21 protein-coding genes are annotated in these 26981 nt (G+C 72.3%); 9 read left to right on the top strand and 12 right to left on the bottom strand.

The window, feature by feature from the left end; translation table 11 throughout:
• Window positions 1-24: 24 nt before the first annotated feature.
• Complete coding sequence (locus tag LPW41_RS05740) at window positions 25-1842, top strand: glycoside hydrolase family 2 protein (protein WP_154096014.1); 1818 nt, start codon at window positions 25-27, stop codon at window positions 1840-1842.
• A 79-nt stretch (window positions 1843-1921) separates the two neighbouring features.
• Here the strand turns inward: LPW41_RS05740 and iolD are convergent, their stop codons facing one another.
• The 9 genes from iolD to mtrA form a co-directional block, all read right to left on the bottom strand.
• Complete coding sequence (gene iolD, locus LPW41_RS05735; protein ID WP_230704327.1) at window positions 1922-3856, bottom strand: 3D-(3,5/4)-trihydroxycyclohexane-1,2-dione acylhydrolase (decyclizing); 1935 nt, start codon at window positions 3854-3856, stop codon at window positions 1922-1924.
• Window positions 3853-4740, bottom strand: coding sequence for a 5-deoxy-glucuronate isomerase (gene iolB / locus LPW41_RS05730; RefSeq protein WP_144828803.1), 888 nt, complete (start codon window positions 4738-4740; stop codon window positions 3853-3855). The genes iolD and iolB overlap by 4 nt, the downstream gene beginning before the upstream one ends.
• A complete protein-coding gene (locus tag LPW41_RS05725) occupies window positions 4737-5630 on the bottom strand; it encodes a deoxyribose-phosphate aldolase (protein WP_222123887.1) in 894 nt (297 codons plus the stop codon). The genes iolB and LPW41_RS05725 overlap by 4 nt, the downstream gene beginning before the upstream one ends.
• On the bottom strand, window positions 5623-6594 hold the full coding sequence (iolC, locus tag LPW41_RS05720; protein ID WP_230704326.1) for a 5-dehydro-2-deoxygluconokinase: 972 nt from the start codon (window positions 6592-6594) through the stop codon (window positions 5623-5625). Before iolC ends, LPW41_RS05725 begins: the two co-directional genes overlap by 8 nt.
• A gap of 200 nt (window positions 6595-6794) precedes the next feature.
• A complete protein-coding gene (gene raiA / locus LPW41_RS05715) occupies window positions 6795-7457 on the bottom strand; it encodes a ribosome-associated translation inhibitor RaiA (protein ID WP_144828809.1) in 663 nt (220 codons plus the stop codon).
• A 135-nt stretch (window positions 7458-7592) separates the two neighbouring features.
• Window positions 7593-8237 (bottom strand): ComF family protein, encoded by a 645-nt coding sequence (locus LPW41_RS05710; protein WP_144828812.1) that lies wholly within the window; start codon window positions 8235-8237, stop codon window positions 7593-7595.
• Between the two features lie 98 nt (window positions 8238-8335).
• Complete coding sequence (locus tag LPW41_RS17035; protein ID WP_144828815.1) at window positions 8336-9994, bottom strand: LpqB family beta-propeller domain-containing protein; 1659 nt, start codon at window positions 9992-9994, stop codon at window positions 8336-8338.
• Window positions 9991-11676, bottom strand: a complete 1686-nt coding sequence (gene mtrB / locus LPW41_RS05700) for an MtrAB system histidine kinase MtrB (protein WP_144828818.1) — start codon at window positions 11674-11676, stop codon at window positions 9991-9993. The genes LPW41_RS17035 and mtrB overlap by 4 nt, the downstream gene beginning before the upstream one ends.
• A 7-nt stretch (window positions 11677-11683) precedes the next feature.
• Window positions 11684-12364 (bottom strand): MtrAB system response regulator MtrA, encoded by a 681-nt coding sequence (gene mtrA, locus LPW41_RS05695; RefSeq protein ID WP_144828821.1) that lies wholly within the window; start codon window positions 12362-12364, stop codon window positions 11684-11686.
• A 163-nt stretch (window positions 12365-12527) separates the two neighbouring features.
• Between mtrA and LPW41_RS05690 the strand changes: the two genes are divergently transcribed.
• From LPW41_RS05690 to LPW41_RS05655, 8 genes are all read left to right on the top strand, one after another.
• Entirely contained in the window at window positions 12528-13955 is a 1428-nt protein-coding gene (locus tag LPW41_RS05690) for a glycerophosphoryl diester phosphodiesterase membrane domain-containing protein (protein WP_230704325.1), read from the top strand.
• Window positions 13952-14608 carry a DUF4129 domain-containing protein gene (locus LPW41_RS05685; protein WP_230704324.1) on the top strand — a complete coding sequence of 219 codons (657 nt, stop codon included), beginning with the start codon at window positions 13952-13954 and terminating at the stop codon, window positions 14606-14608. Before LPW41_RS05690 ends, LPW41_RS05685 begins: the two co-directional genes overlap by 4 nt.
• Window positions 14605-15771: a DUF4350 domain-containing protein gene (locus LPW41_RS05680; RefSeq protein ID WP_154096017.1), complete on the top strand. Its 1167-nt coding sequence runs from the start codon at window positions 14605-14607 to the stop codon at window positions 15769-15771. Before LPW41_RS05685 ends, LPW41_RS05680 begins: the two co-directional genes overlap by 4 nt.
• A 146-nt stretch (window positions 15772-15917) precedes the next feature.
• A complete protein-coding gene (locus LPW41_RS05675; RefSeq protein ID WP_230704525.1) occupies window positions 15918-16847 on the top strand; it encodes a MoxR family ATPase in 930 nt (309 codons plus the stop codon).
• On the top strand, window positions 16847-18148 hold the full coding sequence (locus tag LPW41_RS05670; protein WP_230704323.1) for a DUF58 domain-containing protein: 1302 nt from the start codon (window positions 16847-16849) through the stop codon (window positions 18146-18148). The genes LPW41_RS05675 and LPW41_RS05670 overlap by 1 nt, the downstream gene beginning before the upstream one ends.
• Window positions 18149-18273: 125 nt before the next feature.
• Complete coding sequence (locus LPW41_RS05665) at window positions 18274-19296, top strand: 3-oxoacyl-ACP synthase III (RefSeq protein WP_154096019.1); 1023 nt, start codon at window positions 18274-18276, stop codon at window positions 19294-19296.
• Window positions 19293-21941, top strand: a complete 2649-nt coding sequence (locus LPW41_RS05660; protein WP_230704322.1) for an alpha/beta fold hydrolase — start codon at window positions 19293-19295, stop codon at window positions 21939-21941. Before LPW41_RS05665 ends, LPW41_RS05660 begins: the two co-directional genes overlap by 4 nt.
• Window positions 21938-22897 carry an NAD-dependent epimerase/dehydratase family protein gene (locus LPW41_RS05655; RefSeq protein ID WP_230704321.1) on the top strand — a complete coding sequence of 320 codons (960 nt, stop codon included), beginning with the start codon at window positions 21938-21940 and terminating at the stop codon, window positions 22895-22897. Before LPW41_RS05660 ends, LPW41_RS05655 begins: the two co-directional genes overlap by 4 nt.
• A 277-nt stretch (window positions 22898-23174) precedes the next feature.
• Here LPW41_RS05655 and katG read toward each other — a convergent pair whose 3' ends face one another.
• From katG to LPW41_RS05640, 3 genes are all read right to left on the bottom strand, one after another.
• Complete coding sequence (gene katG, locus LPW41_RS05650; RefSeq protein ID WP_230704320.1) at window positions 23175-25427, bottom strand: catalase/peroxidase HPI; 2253 nt, start codon at window positions 25425-25427, stop codon at window positions 23175-23177.
• Window positions 25424-25885 (bottom strand): Fur family transcriptional regulator, encoded by a 462-nt coding sequence (locus LPW41_RS05645; protein WP_230704319.1) that lies wholly within the window; start codon window positions 25883-25885, stop codon window positions 25424-25426. The genes katG and LPW41_RS05645 overlap by 4 nt, the downstream gene beginning before the upstream one ends.
• A gap of 96 nt (window positions 25886-25981) precedes the next feature.
• On the bottom strand, window positions 25982-26977 hold the full coding sequence (locus LPW41_RS05640) for a stage II sporulation protein M (RefSeq protein WP_154096023.1): 996 nt from the start codon (window positions 26975-26977) through the stop codon (window positions 25982-25984).
• Window positions 26978-26981: the final 4 nt, after the last annotated feature.

The raw sequence follows: 26981 nt of genomic DNA, 5'->3' as shown, positions 1-26981 counted from the left end.
AAAATCTGCGCCACAGTGTTGCGCATGCAACCCCTGACTCCTCCTGCATCCGACCTCGATGGCGAGTACCCGCGACCGCAGCTGCGCCGACCCGACTGGCGGAGCCTCGACGGCGAGTGGCGCTTCGCCTACGACGACGACGAAACCGGCACGGCGGCGGGCTGGTTCCGCACCGGCGACTTCGACCGCGTCATCGCCGTGCCGTACCCTCCGGAATCGGCTCTCTCGGGCATCGGCGACACGTCCTACCACGCGGTGCTCTGGTACTCCCGTCGTCTGAGCGCCGAGGAGGTCGCGCGCACCAACCCCGCCGGGCGCCTTCTGCTGCATTTCGGCGCGGTCGACTACGCCGCGACCGTCTGGCTCAACGGCAGCCAGGTGGCCACGCACCGCGGTGGGCAGACGCCCTTCACCGCCGACATCACCGACCACATCGCCGCGGACGGCGACGATCTCCTCGTCGTGCAGGCGATCGACCGTCCCCTCGACGTCGGTCAGCCCCGGGGCAAGCAGGAGTGGCTGCCGGAGCCGCACGAGATCTGGTACTCCCGCACGAGCGGCATCTGGCAGCCCGTGTGGGTCGAGGAGGTGCCCGCGACCCACGTCACCGAACTCTCGTGGCGCACGACGCGCAGCACCGACAGCGTCGTCCTGGAAGTCCTCTGCAACCGCCCCCTCGGCCCCGACGCGGTGATCGACGTGCAGCTGAGCTACGCCGGTTCCCCTCTCACCCGGGTGCAGGTCGCGTCGCCGGCCACGGGGGCGCCGATCCTCGACATCCCCCTGCGCGACCAGCGCAACGGACAGCACTACGAGAAGCTCGTCTGGACGCCCGAGACACCCCGACTGATCGACGCGACCGTCACGATCACCGACGGGGACTCCGTCGACGCGGTCTCGTCGTACCTGGGGCTGCGTACCGTCGGCACGGCGGCCGGACGGTTCCTGCTCAACGACCGGCCGTACTTCGTCCGCTCGGTACTCGAGCAGGGGTTCTGGCCGGAGTCCCACCTCGCCGCACCCAGCGCGGACGCGCTGCGGGCCGAGGTGCAGCTCATCAAGGACATGGGATTCAATGCCGCCCGCCTCCACCAGAAGGCCGAGGACCCCCGGTTCCTTTATTGGGCGGACCGGCTCGGCCTGCTGCTGTGGGGAGAGGCGCCCGCCGCGTTCGAATTCACCACCAGCGCGATGACCGATCTGACCCGCGAGTGGGTCGACCTCGTCCGTCGCGATCGCTCGCACCCCTCGATCGTCACGTGGGTGCCCTTCAACGAGAGCTGGGGCGTGCGCGACGTCGTCACGGACGAGCCGCAGCGGGCGTTCACGCGCGGATTGGCCGACCTGACCCGCGCGCTCGATCCGACCCGCCCCGTCATCTCGAACGACGGGTGGGAGCACACCCGATCGGACATCCTCTCGGTGCACGACTACGACCCCGACCCCGAGACGTTCGCCCGGCGCTACGCCGATCGGGACGCCCTGTCGCGATTGTTCGCCGGGTACGGCCCGTCGCACCGGCTGATGATGGCGGAGGGGACGGCCGACGTCGACACCCTCCCGGTCATGGTCACCGAGTTCGGGGGCGTGAAGTACGAGACCTCCGCCTCGGCGCCGGCATGGGGATACTCCACGAGCGCGACCCCCGAAGAGCTGGAACATCACCTCCGCGGCCTCTTCGGCGCTCTCCTCGACAGCACCGTGCTGTCCGGCTTCTGCTACACGCAGCTCACCGACACGATGCAGGAGGCGAACGGCCTCGCCTTCGAGGACCGGACGCCGAAACTGCCCCTCGAGACGCTCCGATCCATCATCGGCCGGGAGTCCCACTCGCAGCCCTGAGCGCTCGCCTCGAACGACGGCGAACGGCGGTGGACCTTCGGGGCCACCGCCGTTCGCGACTGGACGGGGAGGACCGTGCTCAGCCGAGCAGCGGCCGCTGCCGCGCGCGCAGCCGTTCGTAATCGGCGCGCGCGAGAGCGGTCGACGGCAGCGTCGAGTGCGCGGCGACCGGGACGTCCCACCACCCCTCGCCGTCGGGGGCGTACCGCAGCGGATCGGCATCGACATGGATGAGGGTCGTCCGCGAAGACGCCTTCGCCGCTCTCACCGCGGCCTCGAGATCGCGCGCAGCGCCCTCACCGGGCGCGACCTCGATGACGTCCACGCCGTACGACCGTGCGTTCGCGGCCAGATCGATCGGCACGTATCGCTCGCCCTCGAGGTCGGGCACCGCGGCATCCGTCATGCGGTACGCGGTTCCGAACCGCTGGGCGCCCACGGTCTCGGAGAGGTGTCCGATCGATGCATAGCCGTGGTTCTGCACGAGGACCACGACGATCTTCAGTCCCTCCGACACCGCGGTGACGAGCTCGGTGTGCAGCATCAGATACGACCCGTCGCCGACCATGACGAGCACTTCTCGATCGGGCGCACCGCGACGCACCCCGAGGCCGCCGGCGATCTCGTATCCCATCGTCGAGAACGCGTACTCGACGTGGTAGCCGAGTGGGTCGCGCACCCTCCATAGCTTGTGCAGATCTCCGGGAAGAGAACCGGCCGCCTGCACGAGCACGTCCGTGGGGTCGCTGGCGGCGTGGACGGCGCCGATGATCTCGGACTGCCCGAGCAGCCTCGCGCCCGTGGGAGCGAGCGCGCGGTCGACGACCGCCTCCCACTCGGCCTTCTCGACCCGGATCCGCTCCGCGTACGAGGCCTCGACGGCCGTCCCCTCGAGTCCGTCGACGAGTGCGTCCAGTGCCCGCCGGGCGTCGGCGACCACCGGCAGACGGCTGCCGTGCTTGTAGGCATCGAAGGAGGCGACGTTGATGTTGACGAAGCGGACCCCGTCACGTCGGAAGGCGCTGCGGCTCGCGGTGGTGAAGTCGCTGTAGCGGGTGCCCACCCCGATGACGAGGTCCGCGTCGGCGGCCAGTCTGTTCGCGGCCGTGGACCCGGTCGCGCCGACGCCGCCGAGGTACTGGGGATGATCCCACGGCAGCACGCCGACGCCCGCCTGCGTGGCGCCCACGGGAATTCCCGTCTGCTCCACGAGGCGACGCAGAGCGTCTTCGGCCCCCGAGTAGAGCACTCCTCCCCCGGCCACGATGAACGGCGCCTGGGCCCCGCGGATCGCCGCGATCGCCCGCCCCAGCTCGTCGGGCTCGGGCACGGGCCGTCGCACGTGCCAGTCACGCGGCTCCAGGAACTCGACCGGCACCTCGATCGCCTCGGCCTGCACGTCTTCGGGCAGGGCGATCGTGACGGCCCCCGTCTCGGCGGGATCGGTCAGCACGCGCATCGCGGCGAGCGCGATCGAGAACAGTTGCTCGGGGCGCTGGACGCGGTCGAAGAACCGCGAGACGGGGCGGAACGCGTCGGTGACCTGGAGGCCGGTGTCGTGGGGATGCTCGAGCTGCTGCAGAACGGGATCGGCCACGCGCGTCGCGAAGGTGTCCGACGGCAGCAACAGCACGGGGAGTCTGTTCGCCGTGGCCAGAGCGGCCCCGGTGAGCATGTTGGCGGCCCCCGGGCCGACGGATGCGGCGGCGGCGTAGGTGGCGCGCCGGCGGTGCATCCGTGCGTAGCCCACGGCCTGATGCACCATCGCCTGCTCGTTGCGCGCCTGGTGGTAGGGCATGAGACCGGGCTCGTCGGTGTGCAGCTGCACCAGCGCCTGTCCGATGCCGGCGACGTTGCCGTGACCGAAGATGCCGAACGTGCCCGCGATGGTGCGTTCGCGGATGTCTCCGTCGACCGTCCACTGGTTGGCGAGGAAGGTGATCAACGCCTGGGCGACGGTCATCGTCCGCGTCCGGGGTGCCATGGACGGCGCGGATTCGGGGTCGAGGGTCATGCGTCGGTCTCCTTCGCCGCGTAGGGCAATCGAGGGTCGGGGCGCTGGTGCGCCCAGGAAGAGCGCACCCATGCGTGAGCGGGGTCGTCCGTGATGCGCCAGGCGCGCTCCGCGCCCGGGCCGGCCATGACGTTCAAGTAGTAGAGGTCGTAGCCGGGGGCGGCGACCGCGGGTCCGTGATATCCGTACGGCACGAACGCGATGTCGCCCGTGCCGACGCGGGCGGTCGTGTCGATGGGCCGTCGATCCGAGGCGTAGGCCGCGAACAGCCCGAACGGCTCCGCTCCGCTGGGCGGCGTCGTGCCGCGGGCGGGAGCCGTCTCGAAGTAGTAGATCTCCTCGAGTTCGCTCTCGGTCGGCGACGGCGCATCGTGCTTGTGAGGCGGGTACGACGACCAGTTCTCGGCGGGCGTAATCACCTCGCACACGATGAGCTTCTGCGCGGCCATCGCCCCCGGCACACCGAAGTTGTGCACCTGCCGGGTGGAGCGCCCGGCACCGCGGATCTCGACCGGCACGTCCGCGGCTCGCATGACCGTGGGGTCCGAGGACCGGGTCGCCGGCGCCTCCGCGACGGCGACCCGACCGGTGCCGATGACGCGGAGCGGCGTGTCGATGCCGGCGTGCGCGACGTCGGTCGGCCCGTGGAAGACCGACTCCCGCCCCGCCAGCTCCCAGCGGCTGTCGCCGAGCACGACGGAGAACGATCCGGCCAGGGGCACGACCATGCGCTCGACGGCGTCGGCGGGAAGGCGGATCTCGCCGTCGAGCTCCGCGACGCGGATCCCCGTGTGCGTCCACCCCGGCGCCCTTCCCGCGCCGCCGATGCTCTCCCACGGCCCCTCGGCCAGCGACCCGCGAGGGTAGAGCCATTCGTTCGTCATGCTCGTCCGGCGACCGCGCGGGGGTGCACCATCGCTGCCGCGGTGTCGACCGCCCCGGCCACGTCGTCGTCGTCGGGATAGAGCAGGGTGCGCCCGACGACGAGGCCCCGGATGCCAGGGAGGGTCAGCGCATCCTGCCAGGAGGCGAAGGTCTCGTCCGGACCGGTCGTCGGATCGCCGCCGAGGAGGAGGGTCGGCAACGTCGAGGCCTCGGCCACGCGCTCCATGTCGGGAACCACGGGGAGCTTCAACCAGCTGTAGGCCGACGTGTTGCCGAGCCCCGTGGCGATGGCGATCGACCTGATGACAGCGTCGGCCGTCAGGTCGGTGCGGACGCGACCCTGCTCCCAGAAGCTCATGAAGGGTTCGAGCATGATCGGGATCCGCGCCTCGGCGGCTGCCGTCACGGCCGCCGCGCTCGCCTCGAGCGTCGGTGCCGTCGCCGGGTCGCCGAGGTTGATGCGCACGAGGAGCTTGGCGAGGTCGATCCCGTCGCGAGTCAGGGCCGGCACGTCGTAGGCCGTGAATCGGTCGTCCATCTCGAAGGTCGCGCCCTGCAGACCCCCGCGGTTCATCGATCCGACGACGATCTTCCCGTCCAGCGCGCCGAGGAGGGCGAGGTCCTCGACGATGTCGGGGGTGCCGAGCACGCCGTCGACACCGGGGCGCCCCAGGGCGGCCACGAGCCGTTCCAGCAGGTCGACCCTGCTGGCCATCGCGCCGGAGCGGCCGCCCACGCCCAAGGCGCCGCGCGCGGGGTGGTCGGCCGCGACGATGAACAGGCGCCCGTCGCCGTCAAGCAGAGACCGCCGCCGCCGGTCGCGCAGCGCGTGCGCGACACGACCCGGCTCCTCGGCTCGGATGCGGCGCAGTTCGTCGAGGTCAAACACGCGCCACCGACCCGTCGAGGAGGTGGCGGACGTCGGCTTCGCCCGGCATCGCGGTCGAACATTCGCGTCTGCCCGCGACGATCGCGCCCGCGGCGTTCGCCCAGCGCAGCGTCTCTTCGAGGTCCCAGTCGGCGAGCAGACCGTGGCACAGGGCCCCGCCGAAGGCATCGCCCGCACCGAGACCGTTCACGACCGCCACGGCGAACGGCGCCACTTCGACGCGGCGCTCGCGCGTCTTGGCGAGGACGCCCTTGGGGCCCTGCTTCACGATCGCCAGCTGAACACCCCGCTCGAGCAGGGCGTCCGCGGCACGGTCCGGGTCGGTCTCGCCGACGGCGATCTCGCACTCCTCGAGGTTGCCGACCGCCACCGTCACCTGCCCGATCGCCGCTCGCACCTGGGAGCGCGCCTCGTCGGGGCTCCCCCAGAACATCGGGCGGTAGTCGAGGTCGAGCACCGTGAGCGGTCGGCGCCCCCGCGCGTCCCAGGCCGCGAAGTGGGCGGCCCGACTCGGCTCCCGACTCAAGCCCGTCACGGTGGACCAGAACACCCTCGCCGTCCGCACGGCATCGACGTCGATCTCGCCGGGGCGGATCACCAGATCGGGGGCGATCGGGTCGCGATAGAAGTACAGCGGGAAGTGGTCGGGCGGGAAGATCTCGCAGAACGTCACCGGGGTGTTCAGTCCCGGGACCACGTCGATGAAGCGGTCGGAGACCCCGAGTCGGGACAGTTCGCGTCGCACGAACTCGCCGAAGGGGTCGGCGCCCGTGCGGCTGATCAAGGCCGCGCTCCGGCCGTAGCGGGCGGCGGCGACCGCGACGTTCGCCGCGGAACCACCGAGGTACTTCCCGAAGGTCGAGACGTCCGGCAGGCCGACGCCGTCCTGCAGGGGATACAGGTCGACTCCGGCTCGGCCGATGGCGAGCACGTCGAGCGGTGCGGTGGCTGCGGGAGAACTCAAAACGGGGCGATCCTCTTCGATCGGGGGAACCGGCAGGTCGCGTGAGCGCATAGCTCGCACGACTTTGTACTTACAAATACCGATCCTACGGCGTCGACCGTTGTTTCCCCAAGGATCACTCCGCATGCAACGGCAACTCCCCCTCACACGACACGACGCCCCCGACCTTCCGGCCGGGGGCGTCGTGTCGTTCGTTCAGGTCAGGAAGCGACCGGCACGGCAGGCTGAGCCTGGGTCGTCAGCTCGATCACGCCGTAGTCCCAGCCCTTGCGGCGGTAGACGACGCTGGGGTGATCGGTGCGCGCGTCGATGAACAGGAAGAAGTCGTGGCCGACCAGTTCCATGCGGTCGACCGCGTCTTCGACGGTCATCCACTCCGCCTCGAACTCCTTCTGGCGGATGACGACCGGGCAGTAGTCCTCTTCTCCGGCCGAGTCGGCCTGCACCGGCACCGAGCCGGTCGCGACCGCGCGCAGCACCTCGACCGAGGCGGGTTCGACGTCGATGCCGGCGATCTCTCCGGTGCCCTTCTCGAACTTCGCGCCGCGCGGGTGGTTGCGCAGATCGACGCGCTTGTCCTTCGCGCGGCGCACCTGCTCCGAGATCTTGTCGACAGCGAGGTCGAGAGCGGCGAACTTGTCGGCGTCGGTGGCTTCGGCCCGCACGACGGGGCCCTTGCCGTCGAGGGTGAGCTCGACCGTATCGTCTTCCATCCGTCCGTTGCGATAGGAGCGATGCGTCACCTTGACCTCGAGCGCCTGCGCACGCGGCGCCAGGTGCTCGATGCGGCTGACCTTCTCTTCGACCACCGAGCGGAAACGATCGGTGATACCGACTCCCACGCCGACGATGTTGGTGTCCATCCGTGACCTCCTTGTTCCGGGTTCCGCCCGGTCTAAGGGCGGAACGTCCGTCGCCTTCAGTCATCCTTACGCTAGTGCTCGGCCACCCTCATGTCACGTGGCAATCACCCCTGATTCATCTTGCGGCTCACCGATTCATCCCGCATCGCCGTGATGACGCGGCGTGGCCGCCAGGGTGACCGCGATCACCCGATCGGCCCCCGCCGCGCGCAGCGCACGTGCCGCCTCGACGAGGGTCGCCCCCGTGGTCACGACGTCGTCGACGACCACGACGGTGCCCGTCACGGGGCGCGCCCTCAGGGCCCCCTCGAGGTTGCGCCGGCGCGCGTGGAGGCCCAGCCCGCGCTGATCCAGCGTCGATCGCTGCAGGTGCAGCAGCCGCTGCGTGCGCCACCCCGCCCGGGCGACCAGCAGGTCGACGGGTCGGTAGCCCCGTCGCCGGAACGCCGCGCGGGATCCGGGCACGCTCGTCACCTGCGCACCGGCCGGGGTCGCGCTGCGCAGCGCGGCATCGAGGGCGGGGGCGAGCTTTCCTGCGAGCCCGGTGCGTCCGTCCTCCTTGAGAGCGCGGATGGTGCGCGCGACCACACCGTCGAAGGGCAGGGCCGAGGTGACGGTGAGACCGGGGGCCAGCGGACGCCGCGTGCACCGCGGGGCGAGGGCGTCGCGGCATCCGGAGCAGAGGGACACATCGAGCGCGTCGCATCCCGCGCACGAGACCGGCAACCAGAACGTCAGGGCGTCGCTGAAGGCTGCGGCGACGACGGAGGCGAGGGTCATTCCCCCACGCTGGCCGACAGGGCACGGCCGCACCGCCCACCCTCCCCCGTTCGGGGAGGGAACGGCGGAACACACCGCTGGGGAGGAGGGGTCGGCCGCTACGAGGTCGTGCCCTGCTGACCCGCCAGCACCCGGATGCCGGTGGCCACCAGGGTCCACGAGCTGCCGCGACGGCTGTACAGACGACCGGAGTCGTCGAGCACGCGCACGCTCGTGCTACCGGCCGCCAGCGTGCGCGCCCCGTCGGGCGCGGCCGACTCGGTTCCGCGACCTCCGACGTTGAGCTCGCGCAGCAGGCTGCCGCCGTCGACCGCGACGAGCACGCCGACGCTGGTGTCGTCGAGCCACGCGAGGTCGAACGCCCCCTGTTGCGAGAACGACAGCACGTGCGGGGCGCCGAGGGTGACCTCGCCTCCCTCGCGCTCGATGCCGGCGACCCACACCTCTCGGGTCCCCGAGACCGTCACGATCGCCGCGACCCGCGTGCCGTCGCGCGAGATCTGCATCGCGGTGATCTCCGACGCGTCGGGCCAGGCGTTGCCCACCTGGCGCGGCACACCTTCGGCGGTGATCGCGCGCACCTGGTTCGGCGCGTTCGCCGGCACGCTCCAGATGGCTCCCTCGGCGTCGATCGAGGGCGCGATGAGTCCGGGACGCTCGTCGAGCAGGAAGGTCTGCCCGTCGGCCAGGGCGCTGGCCACCGGCCCCTGCTGGGTGCGCACCGCCGCGAGAGACCGGTCGGCCTCGAGCTCGACGGCCGTCGGGGCGAGCGACTCCACGGCGTCGGAGAGACCGTCGATCGCCTCGACGGTGTCGCCGGTGAGCGAGCCGAACGCCCCCGCGGTGGTCAGCACCGCCGGCGAGGGGTCGACGCGGGTGACGCGCACCGGCACCTCGGAGGCGGTGATGGGAGTGCCCTCGACCGTCATCTGCACGTCGCTGATGCCGGCCGTGACGAGGCTGCGGGCGAGCTGCGTCTGCATGCGGTCGAGCGTCGTGCGGTCCAGGCTCAGCGCCGCGGGGGGCAGCTGCACCTGGGCGACGCCGCTCGAGGAGAGCGTGACGGAGCGGCCCACCAGCGACAGTTCGTCGGGGAAGGCCGAGCGCACGGCCCCGGCGAGCCACGGGCTCGGGCGACCGTCGACGAGGGCGGTGGCGACGCGGCTCGCCACGAACCCGCGCGGGAACCACCGCACGTCGGGCACGATGAAGCTCCACGTCGGGTCGAAGTAGGCGATCGAGGCCGACTGGTAGACGGTCGGGAACACCTCCTCGTACAGCACCACGCCATCGGGGGCCGCGGTGATGCGCCACTGCCCGTCGATCTGGGTGAGGGCGAACGCGAGGTTGACAGCGGTCCCGGATGCCGCGGGCGCATACGCGCCGGAAGAGTCGACGGATGCCACGGTGGCGAGCGACACCGTGACCCCGGTGCCGTCGTCAGTGGCCGTGGCGCGGCGGTCGGCGAGACGGTCGATGGTGACGCTCGCCCGCGGATCCCACTGGGTGCCGGGCGCCAGGAACGTCTTCGCGGTCGCCCAGTCGTCGGCAGGGCCGGAACCGGCGCGCAGGAACCCCTCGACGATGTCGGCGGGCGCGGCGTCGTCTTGCGGACCGTCGGGGACGAACGCGAAGGCCTGGGTGTCGTCGGTCTGCGGGCCGCGGCCCGGATTGACGTATCCCGAGGTCGGCAGCCCCGTGCACGCGGCGAGCGCGAGCACGAGGGTCAGGCTGACGAGGGCGAGAGCGCGCCTCACGGGGTCCTCCTCACGCCGGGGCGGGTGGAGATCGGCTGGGTCAGTCCCAGCGCCTCCAGGGCGCCGCCCTGCTCGTCGTCGGGGACGAGGGGCAGCGGCGAACTGCTCACGGGCTTGCCGTCGCGCGGCAGGGTCAGCACGAAGTTGGAGCCGCGGCCGGGCTCGGACCACACTGCCAGGGTGCCGCCGTGCAGACGCGCGTCGCCGAGGGCGATCGACAGGCCCAGGCCCGTTCCGCCGATGGTGCGCACGCGCGAGGGGTCGGCGCGCCAGAAGCGGTCGAACACCCGCTCGACGTCGTCGGCGGTCATGCCCAGGCCGAAGTCGCGCACGCCCAGGGCCACGGCATCCCGATCGCTGTCGACCGACACGACGATGGGGCGCCCCTCGCCGTGCTCGATGGCGTTGCCGAGGAGGTTGCGCACGATGCGGCGCACGCGGCGGGCGTCCATCTCGACCGGCGTGTAGCCGCCGGGTGCGACGAGCCGCACGTCGGAGCCGTGGCCCTCGGCCAGCTGCTCCATCGAGTCGATGACGTCTTCGGCCAGGTGCGCGAGGCTCGTGGCCTCGAGCTCGAGCTGCACCGACCCCGCGTCGTACCGGCTGATCTCGAGCAGGTCGGTCAGCAGCACCTCGAAGCGCTGCACTTGCGCGTGTAGGAGTTCGGCGGCGCGGCCGGTGGCGGGGTCGAACTCCGCGCGCTGATCGTTGATCATGTCGGCGGCCAGGCGAATGGTCGTCAGCGGGGTGCGCAGCTCGTGCGACACGTCGGAGACGAAACGCTGCTGCACGAGCGACAGGTCGGCGAGCTCCTTGATCTGCTGCTCGATGCTGTCGGCCATGGCGTTGAACGAGCGGTTCAGCGTGGCCAGCTCGTCTTCTCCGCGCACGGGCAGCCGCACCCCGAGGTCGCCCGCGGCGAGCTTGGCGCTGGTCTCAGCGGCATCCGCGATCGGCGTCGTCACCGAGCGCAGCACGAACCACGCGATCGCCCCGATCAACAGCACCAGCACGAGACCCACGACCCACAGCAGCACCTGCACGAACGCGAGGGTCTGCGAGGCGCTGGTGAGGTCGTACCCCATGTACAGCTCGTACGAATCGACGCCGTCTTCGGCCGGGAAGCGCAGTTGATGACCGACGAGGATGCCGGGAACCTCGCGGCCGTTGTCGGTGGGCAGCGCGACCGACTGCCACCACTGCAGGTCGGGGCTCGACTGCACCTGCGTGCGCATCGCCTCGGTGACGATGCTCGACTGGAACGCGGGAGAGATGAACGGCTGCGGAGCCAGCGGCGAGGGCGGACCGATGCGATAGAGCGCGATCAGGTCGCTCGAGGACTGCTGCGAGAGCCGGGTCGCGATGCCGTTCATCAGGGTCTGCGCCGCGGCCGGGTCGGTGGAATCCACGGCCGCGTCGAGCGTCGCCTGGGCCGCCGCCGTCGCGCGCTGGGCCTCGAGCAGCACCTGGTCCTTACGGGCGGTGAAGAGCTCGTTCTGGATGACGAGGGCCATCGCCACGCACGTGACGAGGATCGTCGCCGCCGTCAGCGTGACGGTGATCACGATCGTGCGGAAGCGCAGCGATCGACGCCACAGGGTGGCGAAGCGGTCGCGCAGCGATCTCCAGTCGCGCAGCGACAGTCGCCTCGGCGGCGGCAGGGTCCGCACCGCGCCGGTCATGGCCCGCTCAGGCCACCGCGCCGGCGCGGTAGCCCACGCCGCGCACGGTGGTCACGATCCGCGGGTTGTCGGGATCGGCCTCGATCTTGGCGCGGAGGCGCTGCACGTGCACATTGACCAGGCGGGTGTCGGCCTTGTAGTGGTAGCCCCACACCTGCTCGAGCAGCATCTCGCGCGAGAACACCTGCTGCGGCTTCTCGGCGAGCGCGACGAGCAGCTCGAACTCGAGGGGCGTGAGCGCGATCGGGCTGTCGCCGCGGCGCACCTCGTGGGCGGCGACGTCGACGACGAGGTCTCCGATGCGCAGCGTCTCGTCGACCGCGGCCTGCGTCGGACGCAGGCGCGTGCGGATGCGCGCCACGAGCTCCTTCGGATTGAAGGGCTTCATGATGTAGTCGTCGGCGCCCGACTCGAGCCCCTTGACCACGTCGGCGGTGTCGGTGCGGGCCGTCAGCATGATGATCGGCACGCCCGACTCGGCCCGCACGCGCGTGCAGATCTCGATGCCGTCGACGCCGGGGAGCATGAGGTCGAGCAGGATCAGGTCGGGACGCTCGGTGCGCCAGGCGTCGACCGCCTGGGCTCCGTCGGCGCAGAACACCGTGTCGAATCCCTCGGTGCGCAGCACGATGCCGATCATCTCGGCCAGTGCGGTGTCATCGTCGACGACCAGGATCCGTGAAGTCATTCGGGTGTACGTCTTCCGTCTCGAAACCCGCTCGGGGACGGGCACAACGCCCCGGGTGGGGGCACGTCGTATCGAGAGTAGTCGACCTGCCCGCACGGCAGGCGTGCGTGTCGGAGGTCTATGACACGATGAGGACATCGCCACGCGACGAGGAGGCGCCACCGTGACCGCGTATCCGGCCTGGACCCCGGCATCCCGCCCCGGCATCGTTCCGCTGCACCCGTACGGGTTCGGCACGATCCTGAGCCGTTCGTTCGTCGCGCTGCGACACAACCCCAAGGTGCTGCTGGGCTTCGCGCTCATCGTGCAGGCCATCGCGTACGTCGTGCTCACGGCGGCGGTGGGCGGCGTCGCGATCGCGAGCTTCGCCCGACTCGACACCGTTCCCCCCGGCAGCGACGACTTCAACGCGATCTTCGCGGGCTCCACCGTCATCACCGCCGCGACCGCCCTCGTGCTCGGTCTCGCCACGGGGGCCCTCAGCGTCGTGGTCCAGGGCGTCGTGGTCTCCGAGGTCGCGCACGCCGTCGTGTCCGAGAAGCCGCGCCTGCGCGAAGTGTGGGCCCGAGTGAAGCCCGTCTTCTGGCGCCTCGTGGGCTACAGCGCCCTGAGCGCCCTCGCCAGCCTGATCGTGGTCGGGGTGGTCGTGGGCATCGTCACCCTGCTCGTGATCAGCGTGATCTGGGTCGGTGTCGCCGTCGGGATCCTGCTGGCGATGGTGTTGGTCGCCGGCTATCTGTGGCTCGCTCCCAAGCTCTTCCTCGTGCCCTCGGTCATCATCCTCGAACGCGCGGGGGTCTTCCGCGCGGTCGCACGCTCATGGCGCCTGACGCGCGGCCGGTTCTGGTCGACGCTCGGGGTTCTCCTGATCATCTCGATCGCCTTCGGCATCGTCGCCCAGATCATCTCGATCCCCCTGGGCCTCGTCAGCGGCCTCATCCCGGTGCTGGTCGATCCGACGGGCAGCTCCGGAGTCGAGGCGTTCATGGGCTACCTCGTGGTGCAACTCATCGGTCAACTCGGCATCCTGCTCGTGCAGTGCATCGCCCTGGTCGTGCAGTCGACCTCCGCCGCACTCGTCTACGTCGACGCCCGTATGCGCGTCGAGGCCCTCGACCACGACCTGCAGACCTACGTCGAGCAGCGCGACGCCGGGGCGACCTCTCTGCCCGACCCGTACCTGGTGGGCGTCGGTCGGGTGGTCGAGCGGCCCGCCCCCGCGCCGGTGGGGTCCGCCCCGGCCTACGCCGGGTGGGGAGCGCCGGCTTACGGGCCGGGTGCTGGCGCCCCGCAGCAGGGGTACGGCGCACCGGCGCAGGGGTACGGCGCACCGTACGGTGCCCCGGCGCAGGGATACGGCGCCCCGGCGCAGCCCGGCTACGGCGCTCCCGCACAGGGCCCGTCCGGCCCGCCGGCGCCACCCGCCCCCGGCACCCCGGCGGCCGCACCGGCGCCGCGCGACCCCTCGTGGGCTCCCCCGTCGACCGGCGACTCCCCGCGCGCCGACCCGCCCGCGGCGGACACCCCCGCGCCGCCGGCACCGCCCGCCCCCACGGCGTGGGCGGCCCCCGGCTCGGGCGGAGGCGAATGATCGCGCTCCCCGCCCTCGCCGCGACCTTCCCCCTGCTGCCCGATCCCGACCAGGCGCGGGATTGGGCCGAGAAGGAACTGAGCGATCCGTCGTACCAGGCTGCCGAACCGACCTTCATCGACCGCATCGCCCAGGCCGTCGCCAACTTCCTCGGCGACCTGCTGCGCGTGCCCGACACCGACGGGTGGGGTCCGGCCGCTCTCATCGTGATCGGTGTGATCGTGATCGCGCTCATCGTGGTCGCCGTGCTCATCTGGGGTCGACCGCGCGTCGCGAACCGCGCCGCCCCCGCCGCACAGGCGCTCTTCGACGACGACGACGCGCGCTCCGCGTCGGAACTGCGCGCCGATGCGGCCGCCGCTGCCGCGCGCAGCGAATGGGACGAGGCGATCGTGCTCCGTTTCCGTGCCTTCGCGCGCGGACTCGGCGAGCGCGGGCTCGTCGACCCGCCGCCGGGTGCGACCGTGCGCGCCTTCTCGCGTGAGGCGGCCCGGGCCCTCCCGAGCCTCGCCGACGCCCTCGACGACGCTGCGACGATCTTCGACGACGTGCGGTACCTGCGTCGTCCCGGCACGGCCGAGCGCTACCGCGTCATCTCCGACCTCGACGACGCCGCGGTGCGGGCTCGCGCGACGCCGGTGGACGCCCCGTGAGCGTCGCCGCCCCCGTCCGTTCGCGACGCCGCAGCGCTCTCGGGTGGGCGGCCCTCGTCGTCGGGCTGCTGCTGGTCGCCTTCGTCGGCGGGTCGTTCGTCTACGGCGGCTACTCGCAGCGCGCCGTGCTCGACCCCGAGTCGGCCGGGCCCGACGGCACGCGCGCCGTCGTCCGCCTGCTCGAGCAGCAGGGAGCACGGGTCGTCGTCGCCCGCGATCGCGAGGCGGCCGAGCGCGCCCTCGCCGCCGGTGACGCGACCCTCGTCATGCGCGACGCCCCGATGCTGTCCGACGACACGCTCACCGAGCTCGGCGACCGCGCACGCCACGTCGTCCTCGTCGAGCCCCGCTCGCGCGCCCTCTCGGTGCTGCTGAACGGGTCGACGCTGGGCGGGTTCTCCGACGGCACTGCGGTGCGGGCCGACTGCTCCTTCCCCGCTGCCGACAACGCGGGTGCCGCCCGCACCGGTGAACTCATGACCCCCGGCGACGACGTCACCGGCTGCTTCCCCGTCGACGGGGAGTTCGCGCTGTTGACCGCCGACCGCCCCGCCGGAGGGACCGTCACGGTCCTCGACGGCTTGGCGGTCCTGACCAATTCGACCCTGCCCGCCGACGGCGACGCGGCCCTGGCCCTGGGCGTGCTCGGGCAGACGGCCACGATCGTCTGGTACGTGCCCTCTCCCGCCGACGCGGCCCCCGGCTCGGCTCCGCCCACCCTCGGCGAGCTGACCCCGCCGTGGGTCACCCCCGCCCTCCTGCTGCTCATCGCCGCCACTCTCGCTGCGGCGCTCTGGCGCGGGCGGCGCTTCGGCCCGCTCGTGGTCGAACGCCTGCCCGTCACGGTCCGCGCGAACGAGACCACCGAGGGCCGCGCCCGTCTGTACGCCTCGGCGCGCGACGCCGGCCACGCCCTCGACGAGCTGCGCCGCGCCAGCCGAGCGCGGCTCGTGCGCCTGCTCGGCCTGACCGACCGCACCCCCGCCACCGAGGTCGCCGACGCCGTCGCCGAACGCCTGGGCGCCGACCGTTCGGTCGTGCGCGGCATCCTCGTCGACGACACCCCGACCACCGATCGCGACCTGGTCGCGGCCGCCGACCGACTCCGCGATCTCGAGGCGAGCGTGCGCGCCGCCGTCCGACCCGAAGGGACCACACGATGACCGACAGCCCCGAATCGCCCACCTGGCCCGCGCCCGCCTTCCCGGCCGAGACCGCGCCCGCGCAGCCGGCCGACGCGGCGCCCGAGTCGCCGTCGAACGCGGCCAACGGCGCCCCGGATGCCGACCACGCGGCCCTGCGCGAGGCGATGCATCGCGTGCGCCTCGAGGTCGGCAAGGCCGTGGTCGGACAGGACGGCACCGTCACCGGTCTGCTCATCGCGCTGCTCTCGCGCGGGCACGTGCTGCTGGAGGGCGTCCCCGGCGTCGCCAAGACCCTCCTCGTGCGCTCGTTCAGCCGGGCGCTGGGCCTCGACACCGCGCGGGTGCAGTTCACGCCCGACCTCATGCCCGGCGACGTCACGGGCTCGCTCGTGTACGACGCGCGCGCCGGCGGGTTCGAGTTCCGCGCGGGCCCGGTCTTCACGCACGTGCTGCTCGCCGACGAGATCAACCGCACCCCTCCCAAGACCCAGGCCGCCCTGCTCGAGGCCATGGAGGAACGCCAGGTCTCGTCCGACGGCGAGAGCCGCCCCCTGCCGGATCCCTTCCTCGTCGCCGCGACCCAGAACCCGATCGAGCACGAGGGCACGTACACGCTGCCCGAGGCCCAGCTCGACCGCTTCCTGCTCAAGCTCGTCGTCGACCTGCCCAACCGCGAGGCCGAGGTCGACGTGCTGCGCCGCCACGCGCGCGGCTTCGACCCCCGACGCCTGAAAGAGGCGGGGGTGGATGCCGTGGTCACGGCATCCGAGATCCTCGCCGCGCAGCGGGCCGCGGCATCCGTCGCCGTCGACGACGACCTGCTCGGCTACGTCGTCGACCTGGCCCGCGCGACGCGCCAGAGCCCCTCGGTGCTGCTGGGCGTGAGCCCGCGTGCGACCACGGGACTGCTCGCGGCGGCGAAGGCCTGGGCCTGGCTCGGCGGATATCCCGCGATCACGCCCGACCACGTGCAGACCATGCTCGTGCCGGTGTGGCGCCACCGCATCCGCCTGCGGCCCGAGGCCGAGATCGAGGGCGTGTCGGTGGATGCCATCCTCACCTCGGTCCTGCAGCAGACCCGCGTTCCGATCTGATGTTCGTCACCGGCCGTCTCGCCCTGCTCGTCGCCCTCGGCGTCGTCCCCCTCGTGCTGCTGAGCACGGCGGGGCTGTCGGCGTGGGCCGTGGCGGGCGGCTGGCTGCTGCTCTGCGCGGTGCTCGCGCTGGTCGACCGCGCTCTGGCCGCCGATCCGCGGCGCGTCGAGATCACCCGCACGCACCCCGAGCGCGCCCTGCTCGACGAGCCGGTCGCGGGCGAGCTGCGCGTGCGCAACCTCGGCACCCGCACGCTGCGGGCGCGCGTGCGCGACGCGTGGCAGCCGACCGCCGGCGCCCCCGCGGAGCGCCAGCGGTTCACGGTGCCACCCGGCGAGCGGCGCGGGGCGCCTCTCCCCCTGCTCCCCCGCCGCCGCGGCGAGCTGCGCAGCGCCTTCGTCGTCGTGCGGGCGGCCGGGCCTCTCGGTCTCGCCGGCCGCCAGGGCGTGGTCGACGCCCCGGCCCGCCTGCGCGTGCTGCCCCCGTTCACCTCGCGGCGGCACCTGCCCTCGCGTCTCGCACGCCTGCGCGAGCTCGACGGCAACACCACGCTGCAGGTGCGCGGCCAGGGCACCGAGTTCGACAGCCTGCGCGAGTACGTGCGCGGAGACGACGTGCGCTCGATCGACTGGCGAGCGACGGCCCGCGCCGGCACGACGATGCTGCGCACGTGGCGACCCGAACGCGACCGGCACGTGGTCATCGTCATCGACACCGGCCGCACGGCCGCCGCGCGCGTCGGCGACGGCGTGCGCCTCGACGCCGCGATGGAGTCGGCGCTACTGCTGTCGGTGCTGGCCTCGCGCGCGGGCGATCACGTGCACCTCGTGATGTTCGACCGCGTGCCCCGCGCCCGCGTGACGCGCGTCGACGGGGCGCAGCTGCTGCCCGCCCTCGTCGACGCGATGGCCCCGGTCGATCCGCAGCTGATCGACACCGACTGGGACGCCGCCCTCGCCCAGGTGCGGGGGCTCGCGGTGCGCCCCGCGCTCATGGTGCTGCTCACCGCGGCTGACGACCCCGAGGCCGCGCGGGCCTTCCTCGCCGCCCTCCCCACTGTCGCCGCGCGCTCGCGCCTGCTCGTGGCCACGGCCACCGACGGCCCCGGCGAGGTTCCCGCTCATCACGACGCTGCCGACGTCTACGCCGCCGCCGCCGTCGAGCGCGCTCGCCACGACGCGCAGCGCGTGCGCGACGCGGTCGTGCGCGCCGGAGGAGACGCGGTCTCGGCCTCGGCCGACGACCTGCCTCCGCTCGTGGCCGACCGCTATCTCGCGCTCAAGGCCGCCGGTCGCCTCTAGCACGTCCAGCCCGCATGCAGCCCGCGACATACGACGCGGCTTATCCTGGGGGGTACCCTTCCAGCCGTCTGCGCGTCCCCTCCGTGCGCGGCTCTGCCGTCTACGCACAGGATGCGGGAGCTCTCTTGCCAGGAAACGCCACTACGCACTTCGACGATGTGGCCCTCGTGTCGGTGGCGAGCGTCTTGCCCAGCCGCATCACGACGTCGGATGACATCGAGGAGCGTCTGGCTCCCGCGCTGAAGCGACTCAAGCTCAAGCCGGGGCTGCTCCGCCGCGTGGCGGGCGTCAACGAGCGCCGCAACTGGGCCGACGGCGAGTCGTCCGACGAGGCCACGATCGCCGCGGGCAAGCAGGCCCTCGCCGAGGCCGGGGTCGATCCCAGCGAGATCGGCCTGATCATCAACACCTCGGTGACCCGCAAGCACCTCGAGCCCTCGGTCGCGGTGCGCCTGCACCACGGTCTGGGCCTGCCGAGCTCGGCGATCAACTTCGACGTCGCCAACGCCTGCCTCGGCTTCATCAACGGCATGAGTCTGGCCGCCGGCATGATCCAGTCGGGTCAGGTCAAGTACGCCCTCATCGTCAACGGCGAGGACGCCGACGAGATCCAGGTCAACACGATCAACCGTCTCGTGCGCGAAGACCTCGACCGCGACGCGTTCATGCAGGAGTTCGCCTCGCTCACCCTCGGCTCCGGTGCGGCCGCCGCCGTGCTCGGTCGCGCGAGCGACCACCCCGAGGGCCACCGCATCGTCGGTGGCGTGACGCGCGCGGCGACCCAGTTCTACGACCTCTGCGTCGGCAGCGTCGACGGCATGTTCACCGACGCCAAGGCGCTGCTCAAGGGCGGCCTCGACCTCGTCGTCTCGGCCTGGAAAGAGGCCAAGGGCGAGTTCGACTGGACGGGCATGGACCGCTACGTCACCCACCAGGTCTCGTCGGTGCACACCAACGCGATCGTGCGAGCCGCCAAGCTCGACCGCGACCGCGTTCCGGTCACCTACCCCGAACTGGGCAACGTCGGCCCGGCGTCGATCCCCATCACCCTGGCCGCCGAGCAGAAGACGCTGCGGCGGGGTGATCGCGTGCTGCTGATGGGAGTGGGCTCCGGACTCAACACCGGCATGCTGGAGCTGGCCTGGTGAGTCACCCCCGCGTGATCGGCCCGCAGGCCACCCTGCCCCCGGCCGGTCTCCCCGGTCTCGATCCCGCCCTCTCGCGGCTCGTGAGCGTCGAGGGAGTGCTCGCCGATGCGGGTGAGACCCGGCTCTGGCACGTGCTCGACACCGGCGACGCCCTCGCCGAACGCGGCGTCGAGCCGCGCGGCACGATCGTCGCGGTGCACGGAAATCCCACGTGGTCGTACCTGTGGCGCGCTCTCGTGAACGCCTCTCTCGCCCGTGCCGACGCGGGGGCGACGCCCTGGCGCGTCGTCGCCGTCGACCAGCTCGAGATGGGCTTCTCGGAGCGCACACCGCTGCGCCGCACCCTCGCCCAGCGCGTCGCCGATCTCGACGCGCTCGTGACGGAGCTCGGCATCCGGGGTCCGATCGTCACGATCGGTCACGACTGGGGCGGGCCCGTCTCGCTCGGGTGGGCCGTCGAGAACCGCGACCGCCTCGCGGCCGTCATCGCCCTGAACACCGCCGTGCATCACCCCGATGGGGCCGAGCTGCCCTTCGCGCTGCGCGTGGCGACGGCCCGCGGCATGCTCGCCGCCGGCACGACCGGCACGACGGCGTTCCTCGACGTGACGCTGGCCCTCGCCGACCTCGACCCGGCCGTGCGCGCGGCCTTCCGCGCCCCGTACGCGACGATCGCGCGTCGGCGCGGCATCGGCGGGTTCGTCAGCGACATCCCCGCGACCCCCGCGCACGAGAGCACTCCCGCGCTGCACCGCATGTCGGCGGGCCTGCGCGAGCTTCAGGTGCCGGCGCTGCTGCTGCGCGGTCCGAAAGACCCGGTGTTCGGCGAGGATCACCTCGACGACCTCACCGAGCGTCTGCCCCACGCCGATGTGCACCGCTTCGAGGGTGCCGGACACCTGCTCGCCGAGGAGCGCCCCTACGCCGACGTCGTGCTCGACTGGCTCGACGAGAAGGTTCCGGATGCCGCGCCGGCAGCCCCCCGCACGCGCCGCGCCTCGTCGCGGAAGCGTCCGGCCCCCACCGGCCGCCTGTGGGATGCCCTCGACGCGCGCCGCGACGACGACGACACCGCCGTGATCGACATGACGACCGCGCGCGGCGACGGCCCTCTGAACGTGAGCTGGCGTCAGCTGTCCACGCGGGTCGACGAGCTCGCCGCGGGCCTCGACGCCTTCGGCGTCCGCGCCGGCGACCGCGTCTCGCTGCTCGTGCAGCCCGGCCCCACCCTCACGGCGGCGCTGTACGCGTGCCTGCGCATCGGGGCCGTGGTCGTCGTGGCCGACCGGGGTCTCGGCATCCGGGGCCTCTCCCGCGCCGTGCGCGGCGCGGTGCCCGACGTCGTCATCGGCGAGGTCGCCGGTCTCGCGGCCGCCCGTGCCCTCGGCTGGCCGGGGCGACGCATCTCTGCCGCCGCGCTTCCCGCGGCATCGTCGCGGGCGCTCGGGGTCGAGGCGAGCCTCTCCGACCTCGCTCGCGCCGGTCGGGGCCGCCCCCTGCCCGCGCCTCCCGCCGCCGATGCCGACGCCGCGGTGCTGTTCACCTCGGGGTCCACGGGGCCGGCCAAGGGCGTCGTGTACACGCACGCGCAGCTCTCTGCCCTCCGCGACACCCTCGCCGTACACTTCGGCGTCACGGCCGACACGGGGCTGGTCACCGGCTTCGCCCCGTTCGCTCTGCTGGGCCCCGCCCTCGGCACGCGCTCGGCGACGCCCGACATGGACGTCTCGGCCCCGCGCACCCTCACCGCTGCAGCCGTCGCCGCCGCCGTGCGCGCCTCCGACGCGCGGATCGTGTTCCTCTCCCCCGCCGCGGTGGCCAACGTCGTCGCGACCGCCGGAGGGCTGACGGATGCCGACCGGGCCGCGCTTTCGCGCGTCGAGACGTTCCTCTCCACCGGCGCGCCCGTGGGCGTCGACCTGCTGCGTCGGGCGCAGGCCCTCATGCCGAACGCGGTCGCGCACACCCCCTACGGCATGACCGAGTGCCTGCTCGTCGCCGACGTGACCCTGCCCGAGATCGAGGCCGCCGCGGGAGACCGCGGTGTGTGCGTGGGTCGTCCGCTCGGCACCGGCGAGGTGCGCATCGCCCCTCTCGACGAGCTCGGCCGTTCGTCCGACGACACGACGACCGAACCGCGGGTCACCGGCGAGATCGTCATCTCGGCACCGCATCTCAAGCGCGGCTACTTCCGCCTGCACCTCACCGACCGCGAGGCCCGCCGCGGGCTCGGCGAGCGGTGGCACCGCACAGGCGACGTCGGACACCTCGACGCCGAGGGGCGGCTGTGGGTCGAGGGCCGTCTCCCCCACGTCATCACCACCGCCGAGGGTCCCGTGACCCCGGTGGGCATCGAGCAAGACGCCGAGACCGTTCCGGCCGTGCAGCGCGCGGCGGCGGTCGGGGTCGGCCCCGCGGACCGACAGGTCGTCGTCGCGGTCGTCGAGACGGGGGCCCGTCGCCCGGGCCTGGCCTCGCCCGAGCTCACCGAGGCCGTGCGCGCGGCCACCGCGCAGCGCCTCGCGGCGGTGCTCGTGGTGCCGACGCTGCCGACCGACATCCGGCACAACTCCAAGATCGACCGCACGCGCGTGTCGGCGTGGGCCGAGCGCGTGCTCGCGGGCGAGAAGCCGAGCGCACCGTGAAGGTGCTCGCGACCGGGGCATCCGGGTTCCTCGGCCGCGCAGTCGTCCGTGCCCTGCAGGATGCGGGGCACGACGTGCGCACCCTGCAGCGCCGCCCCTCGGGTGTCGACGGAGCCGACGACCGCCTGGGTTCGGTGACGGATCCGGATGCCGTGGCATCCGCCCTCGAGGGGATCGACGGGATCGTGCACCTGGCGGCGAAGGTCTCCCTCGCGGGAGACCCGGCGCAGTTCCGCGCCGTGAACGTCGAGGGCACGCGCACACTGCTCGACGCCGCGGCCGCGGCCGGGGTCACGCGCATCGTGCACGTGTCGTCACCCTCGGTCGCACACGCCGGTCACGCCCTCGCCGGTGTCGGCGCCGAGCCCGCCGATCCGCGGGCTGCGCACGGCGAGTACGCCCGCACGAAGGCCGAGGCCGAGCTGCTGGCCCTCTCCCGTGCCGGGGGCGACACCGCCCTCGTCGCCATCCGCCCGCACCTCGTGTGGGGACCGGGCGACACGCAGCTCATCGCCCGCGTCGTCGCGCGCGCCCGCCGGGGCACGCTTCCGCTGCTCGACGGCGGCACGGCGCTCATCGACTCCACGTACGTCGACAACGCGGCATCCGGGATCGTCGCCGCCCTCCACCGCGTCGACGAGGTCAGCGGCCGCGCCTACGTGCTGACCAACGGCGAACCGCGGCCGGTCGGCGACCTGTTGGCGGGCATCTGCCGCGCCTCGGGCGTCACGCCCCCGCGGTTCAGCGTGCCCGCGGGCCTCGCCAAGGCCGCAGGCTCCCTCATCGAGCGCGTGTGGGCCGTACGCCCGGGTGAGGACGAGCCGCCCATGACGCGCTTCCTCGCCGAGCAGCTGTCGACCGCGCACTGGTTCGACCAGACCGAGATCCGCCGCGACCTGCGGTGGACGCCCGCGGTCTCGCTCGACGAGGGCCTGCGCCGCCTCGCGCGCGCCTGAGCCGCGCGGCATCCGGCCCCCTCCTCAGTCCCCCGCGTCCCACTCCGCGCAGAGCATGTCCCGAAAAGGGCTGCCTGACGCCGGCTCAGACAGCCAGAAGTGGGACATGGTCTGCCCCGACCCCCGCGTCCCACTCCGCGCAGAGCATGTCCCGAAAAGGGCTGCCCGACCCCCGCCCAGACAGCCAGTAGTGGGACATGGTCTGCTCGCAACGCGGCGCTCTCCACGCGCCGGAAGGCCCGCCCCACGAGGGGACGGGCCTTCCGGATGCCGCGGCTCAGACCAGGTCGAACCGGTCGAGCTCGGTGACCTTGCGCCACGCGGCGACGAAGTCGCGCACGAACTTCTCCTTGGCGTCGTCGGAGGCGTAGACCTCGGCGAGCGCGCGCAGCTCGGAGTTCGACGAGAACACCAGGTCGACGCGGGTGCCGATGCCGACCTTCTCGCCCGAGCCGTCCTTCGTGCCCTCGAACGCGTGCTTGCCGCTGTCGAGCGGCTTCCACGTGGTGCCGAGGTCGAGCAGGTTGGCGAACACGTCGTTGGTCAGGGCGCCGGGGGTGTCGGTGAACACGCCCCAGTCGCTGCCGTCCCAGTTGGCGCCGATCGCGCGCAGGCCGCCGACCAGCACGGTCATCTCGGGAGCGGTGAGCGTGAGCAGGTTGGCCTTGTCGAGCAGCAGGAACTCCGCCGGCAGCCGCGTCGAGCGCGAGGCGTAGTTGCGGAAGCCGTCGGCGACCGGCTCGAGCCAGCGGAACGACTCGATCTCGGTCTGCTCCTGCGAGGCGTCGGTGCGGCCGGGGGTGAAAGGCACCTCGACCTCGACGCCGCCGGCGAGGGCGGCCTGCTCGACACCGGCGTTGCCCGCGAGGACGAGCAGGTCGGCGATAGAGATCTTCTTCTCGCCCTGCGCGTCGAACTCCGCCTTGATCTTCTCGAGGATTTCCAGGACGGATGCCAGCTGCTCGGGGTTGTTGACCGTCCAGCTCTTCTGCGGCTCGAGGCGGATGCGCGCGCCGTTCACGCCACCGCGCTTGTCGCTGCCGCGGAACGTGGAGGCCGCGGCCCACGTCGTGGTGACGAGCTGCTGCACCGTGAGGCCGCTGTCGAGGATCTGCTTCTTGAGCGCGGCGGCATCCGCCTCGTCGATCAGCGGGTGGTCGACGGCGGGCACGGGGTCCTGCCACACGAGCACCTCGGCGGGCACCTCGGAGCCGAGGTAGCGCTCGCGCGGTCCCATGTCGCGGTGGGTGAGCTTGAACCAGGCGCGGGCGAAGGCGTCCTGGAAAGCGGCCGGGTCCTCGGCGAAGCGGCGCGAGATCTTCTCATACGCCGGGTCGACGCGCAGCGCCAGGTCGCTCGTGAGCATGCGGGGCTCGCGGCGGCCGTCGGAGTGCGCCTCGGGGACCATGTCGGCTCCCCCGCCGTTCTTGGGACGCCACTGGTGCGCACCCGCGGGGCTCTGGAAGAGCTCCCACTCGTAGGCGAAGAGGATGTGGAAGAACTCGTTGTCCCAGCGGGTGGGGTGGTAGGTCCACGTGACCTCGAGGCCGCTGGTGATGGTGTCGTCGCCCTTGCCGGTGCCGTGGCTGTTCTTCCAGCCCAGGCCCTGGTCGTTGATGTCGGCGGCCTCGGGGTTGGCGCCGACGTGCGAGTCGCTCGCGGCACCGTGCGTCTTGCCGAAGGTGTGACCACCGGCGATGAGGGCGACGGTCTCCTCGTCGTTCATGGCCATGCGACCGAACGTCTCGCGGATGTCGTGGGCCGACAGCTGCGGATCGGGCTCGCCGTTGGGGCCCTCGGGGTTGACGTAGATGAGGCCCATCTGCACCGCCGCGAGCGGCTTCTCGAGCTCGCGGTTGCCCGTGTAACGCTCGTCGCCGAGCCACGTGGTCTCGGGGCCCCAGTACACGTCGTCGTCGGGCTCCCACACGTCGGTGCGGCCGCCGGCGAAGCCGAAGGTCGGGAAGCCCATGTCTTCGAGCGCGACGTTGCCGGCGAGGATCATGAGGTCGGCCCACGAGATCGACTGGCCGTACTTCTTCTTGACGGGCCAGAGCAGACGACGGGCCTTGTCGAGGTTGACGTTGTCGGGCCAGCTGTTCAGCGGGGCGAAGCGCTGCATGCCCGCGCCCGAGCCGCCGCGACCGTCGGTCACGCGGTAGGTGCCGGCGCTGTGCCAGGCCATGCGGATCATGAGGGGGCCGTAGTGGCCGAAGTCGGCGGGCCACCAGTCCTGCGAGGTGGTCATGACCTGCTGGATGTCGCTCTTGACGGCATCCAGGTCGAGGGCCTCGAAGGCGGCGCGGTAGTCGAAGCCCTCGTCGAGCGGGTCGCGCAGCGCGTTGTTCTTCGCGAGGATCTTCACGTTCAGGGATTCGGGCCACCACACGCGGTTGGCGGATCCCTGGGTCGGGTGGGGCAGGGCGCCGGCGGGCTCGCTGTCGGCGGGGGCTTCGCCCACCGGCAGTCGGTTGTCGTCGGGGGCGGCTCCATCGTGGAAAACGGGGCACCCGTTCAGAGCGTCGCTCATCGGGATCCTCTCGGTCGTTCGGCTTCGGACTCTGCTCGACAGTCGGCGCACACGCCCCAGAACGTCACCTCGGCGGTCTCGATGAGATAGCCGCTCCCCTCCGGCACGTGCAGGCACGGCGCCGACCCGACGATGCAGTCCACGTCGTCGATGCGACCGCAGCGGGTGCACACCACGTGGTGGTGGTTGTCGCCCACGCGCAGTTCGAAGGTGCCGGCGTGGCCGGCGGGTTCGATGCGGCGGGCGAGTCCCGCGTCGGCGAAGTCGCCGAGCGCGTTGTACACCGACTGCTTGCTCGTTCCGGGGAGGGAGCCGACGATGCGGTCGAAGACGTCGTCGGCGGTGGCGTGCGGCCGGGCGCGGAGGGCGTCGAGCACGGCGACGCGTGTCGCCGTGACCCGCAGCCCGGCTCCGCGGATGAGGGCATCCGCGGCGGCATCCGGCTGACTGTCGAGCATGTCGCCAGTCTAGCTAGTTTTGAGTGAATCAAAAATGACACGCCGGGGAACGGTCGGGAACGCGGGGCGATGGATCACCCGAGAGACCGGATGCCGTCAGCCCGCGGTGAGCGTGGGAGTCCCGGCCTCGTACTCCGTGAGGTCGCCGGTCTCGCCCGCTCGCGCCGCGCGACGCCCGACCCACAGCATGTAGAAGAGGAACACCCCGAGGGCCGCGGCCCCGATGGCGATCTTGATCTGCCAGGGCCACTCGCGCGGGGTCACGAAGCCCTCGACGACACCCGAGAGGGCGAGGGCGAACACGAGCCCGACCGCGATCGTGGCCAGCGAGCGCCCGGCGGCAGCGAGTGCCTCGCCCCGCGTGCGCCGGCCCGGCGCGACCCACGCCCAGAAGATCTGCAGGCCCGCCGCCCCCGCGACGAAGATCGCGGTGAGCTCGAGCAGACCGTGCGGGAGGATGAACTGGAAGAACACGTCGGCCCGGTCGAAGGCGATCATGATGGCGGCCGACTGCCCCACGTTGACCGCGTTCTGCATGATGACCATCGCCGGCCAGATGCCGGTGACGCCGAACAGCACGCACTGCGCCGCGATCCACGCGTTGTTCGTCCAGACGGTGCCGGCGAAGATCGCGTTCGGGTTCTCGCGGTAATAGCTAACGAACTGCTCGTCGGCGTAGTTCTGCAGTTGGCTCTCGGCGCCGAGCGAGGCGACGGCGGCGGGATCGCCCGAGATCCACAGCGCCATGAGGGTCGCTACGATCACGAAGAAGACCGCCACCCCGAGCGTCGTCCAGCGCACGCGGTACAGCGCGGCCGGAAGCTGCAGCACGAAGAAACGCGGCAGCTGCTTCAGCACGTTCTCGCGAACCCCGGTGAGTCGCAGGCGCGTGCGGGCGAGCAGCACCGAGACGTAGTCGCCCTCGGGCGTGCGACCGGCGGAGGTCTTGATGTCGGCGAGATCGGCGGATGCCGCGCGGTAGCGCGTCACGAGCTCGTCGACCTCGGCCCCGCGCAGACGCCGGCGACGGCCCAGTTCGTCGAGCCGCGCCCACTCGTCCCGCCGCGCGGCCGTGAGGGCGTCGAGGTCCATGTGG

The organism is Microbacterium sp. JC 701, from assembly GCF_021026215.1.
Classification (GTDB): domain Bacteria; phylum Actinomycetota; class Actinomycetes; order Actinomycetales; family Microbacteriaceae; genus Microbacterium; species Microbacterium algihabitans.
This window is presented reverse-complemented; position numbering and strand designations above follow the sequence as displayed.

Bases quoted from the DNA above. Each gene is read 5' to 3' on its own strand.
- katG (WP_230704320.1), bottom strand. From the start codon at position 25,427: ATGAGCGACGCTCTGAACGGGTGCCCCGTTTTCCACGATGGAGCCGCC.
- LPW41_RS05670 (WP_230704323.1), top strand. From the start codon at position 16,847: ATGTTCGTCACCGGCCGTCTCGCCCTGCTCGTCGCCCTCGGCGTCGTC.
- LPW41_RS05710 (WP_144828812.1), bottom strand. From the start codon at position 8,237: ATGACCCTCGCCTCCGTCGTCGCCGCAGCCTTCAGCGACGCCCTGACG.
- LPW41_RS05675 (WP_230704525.1), top strand. From the start codon at position 15,918: ATGCATCGCGTGCGCCTCGAGGTCGGCAAGGCCGTGGTCGGACAGGAC.
- iolB (WP_144828803.1), bottom strand. From the start codon at position 4,740: ATGACGAACGAATGGCTCTACCCTCGCGGGTCGCTGGCCGAGGGGCCG.
- LPW41_RS05640 (WP_154096023.1), bottom strand. From the start codon at position 26,977: ATGGACCTCGACGCCCTCACGGCCGCGCGGCGGGACGAGTGGGCGCGG.
- LPW41_RS05740 (WP_154096014.1), top strand. From the start codon at position 25: ATGCAACCCCTGACTCCTCCTGCATCCGACCTCGATGGCGAGTACCCG.
- LPW41_RS05645 (WP_230704319.1), bottom strand. From the start codon at position 25,885: ATGCTCGACAGTCAGCCGGATGCCGCCGCGGATGCCCTCATCCGCGGA.
- mtrA (WP_144828821.1), bottom strand. From the start codon at position 12,364: ATGACTTCACGGATCCTGGTCGTCGACGATGACACCGCACTGGCCGAG.
- iolD (WP_230704327.1), bottom strand. From the start codon at position 3,856: ATGACCCTCGACCCCGAATCCGCGCCGTCCATGGCACCCCGGACGCGG.
- raiA (WP_144828809.1), bottom strand. From the start codon at position 7,457: ATGGACACCAACATCGTCGGCGTGGGAGTCGGTATCACCGATCGTTTC.
- mtrB (WP_144828818.1), bottom strand. From the start codon at position 11,676: ATGACCGGCGCGGTGCGGACCCTGCCGCCGCCGAGGCGACTGTCGCTG.
- LPW41_RS05685 (WP_230704324.1), top strand. From the start codon at position 13,952: ATGATCGCGCTCCCCGCCCTCGCCGCGACCTTCCCCCTGCTGCCCGAT.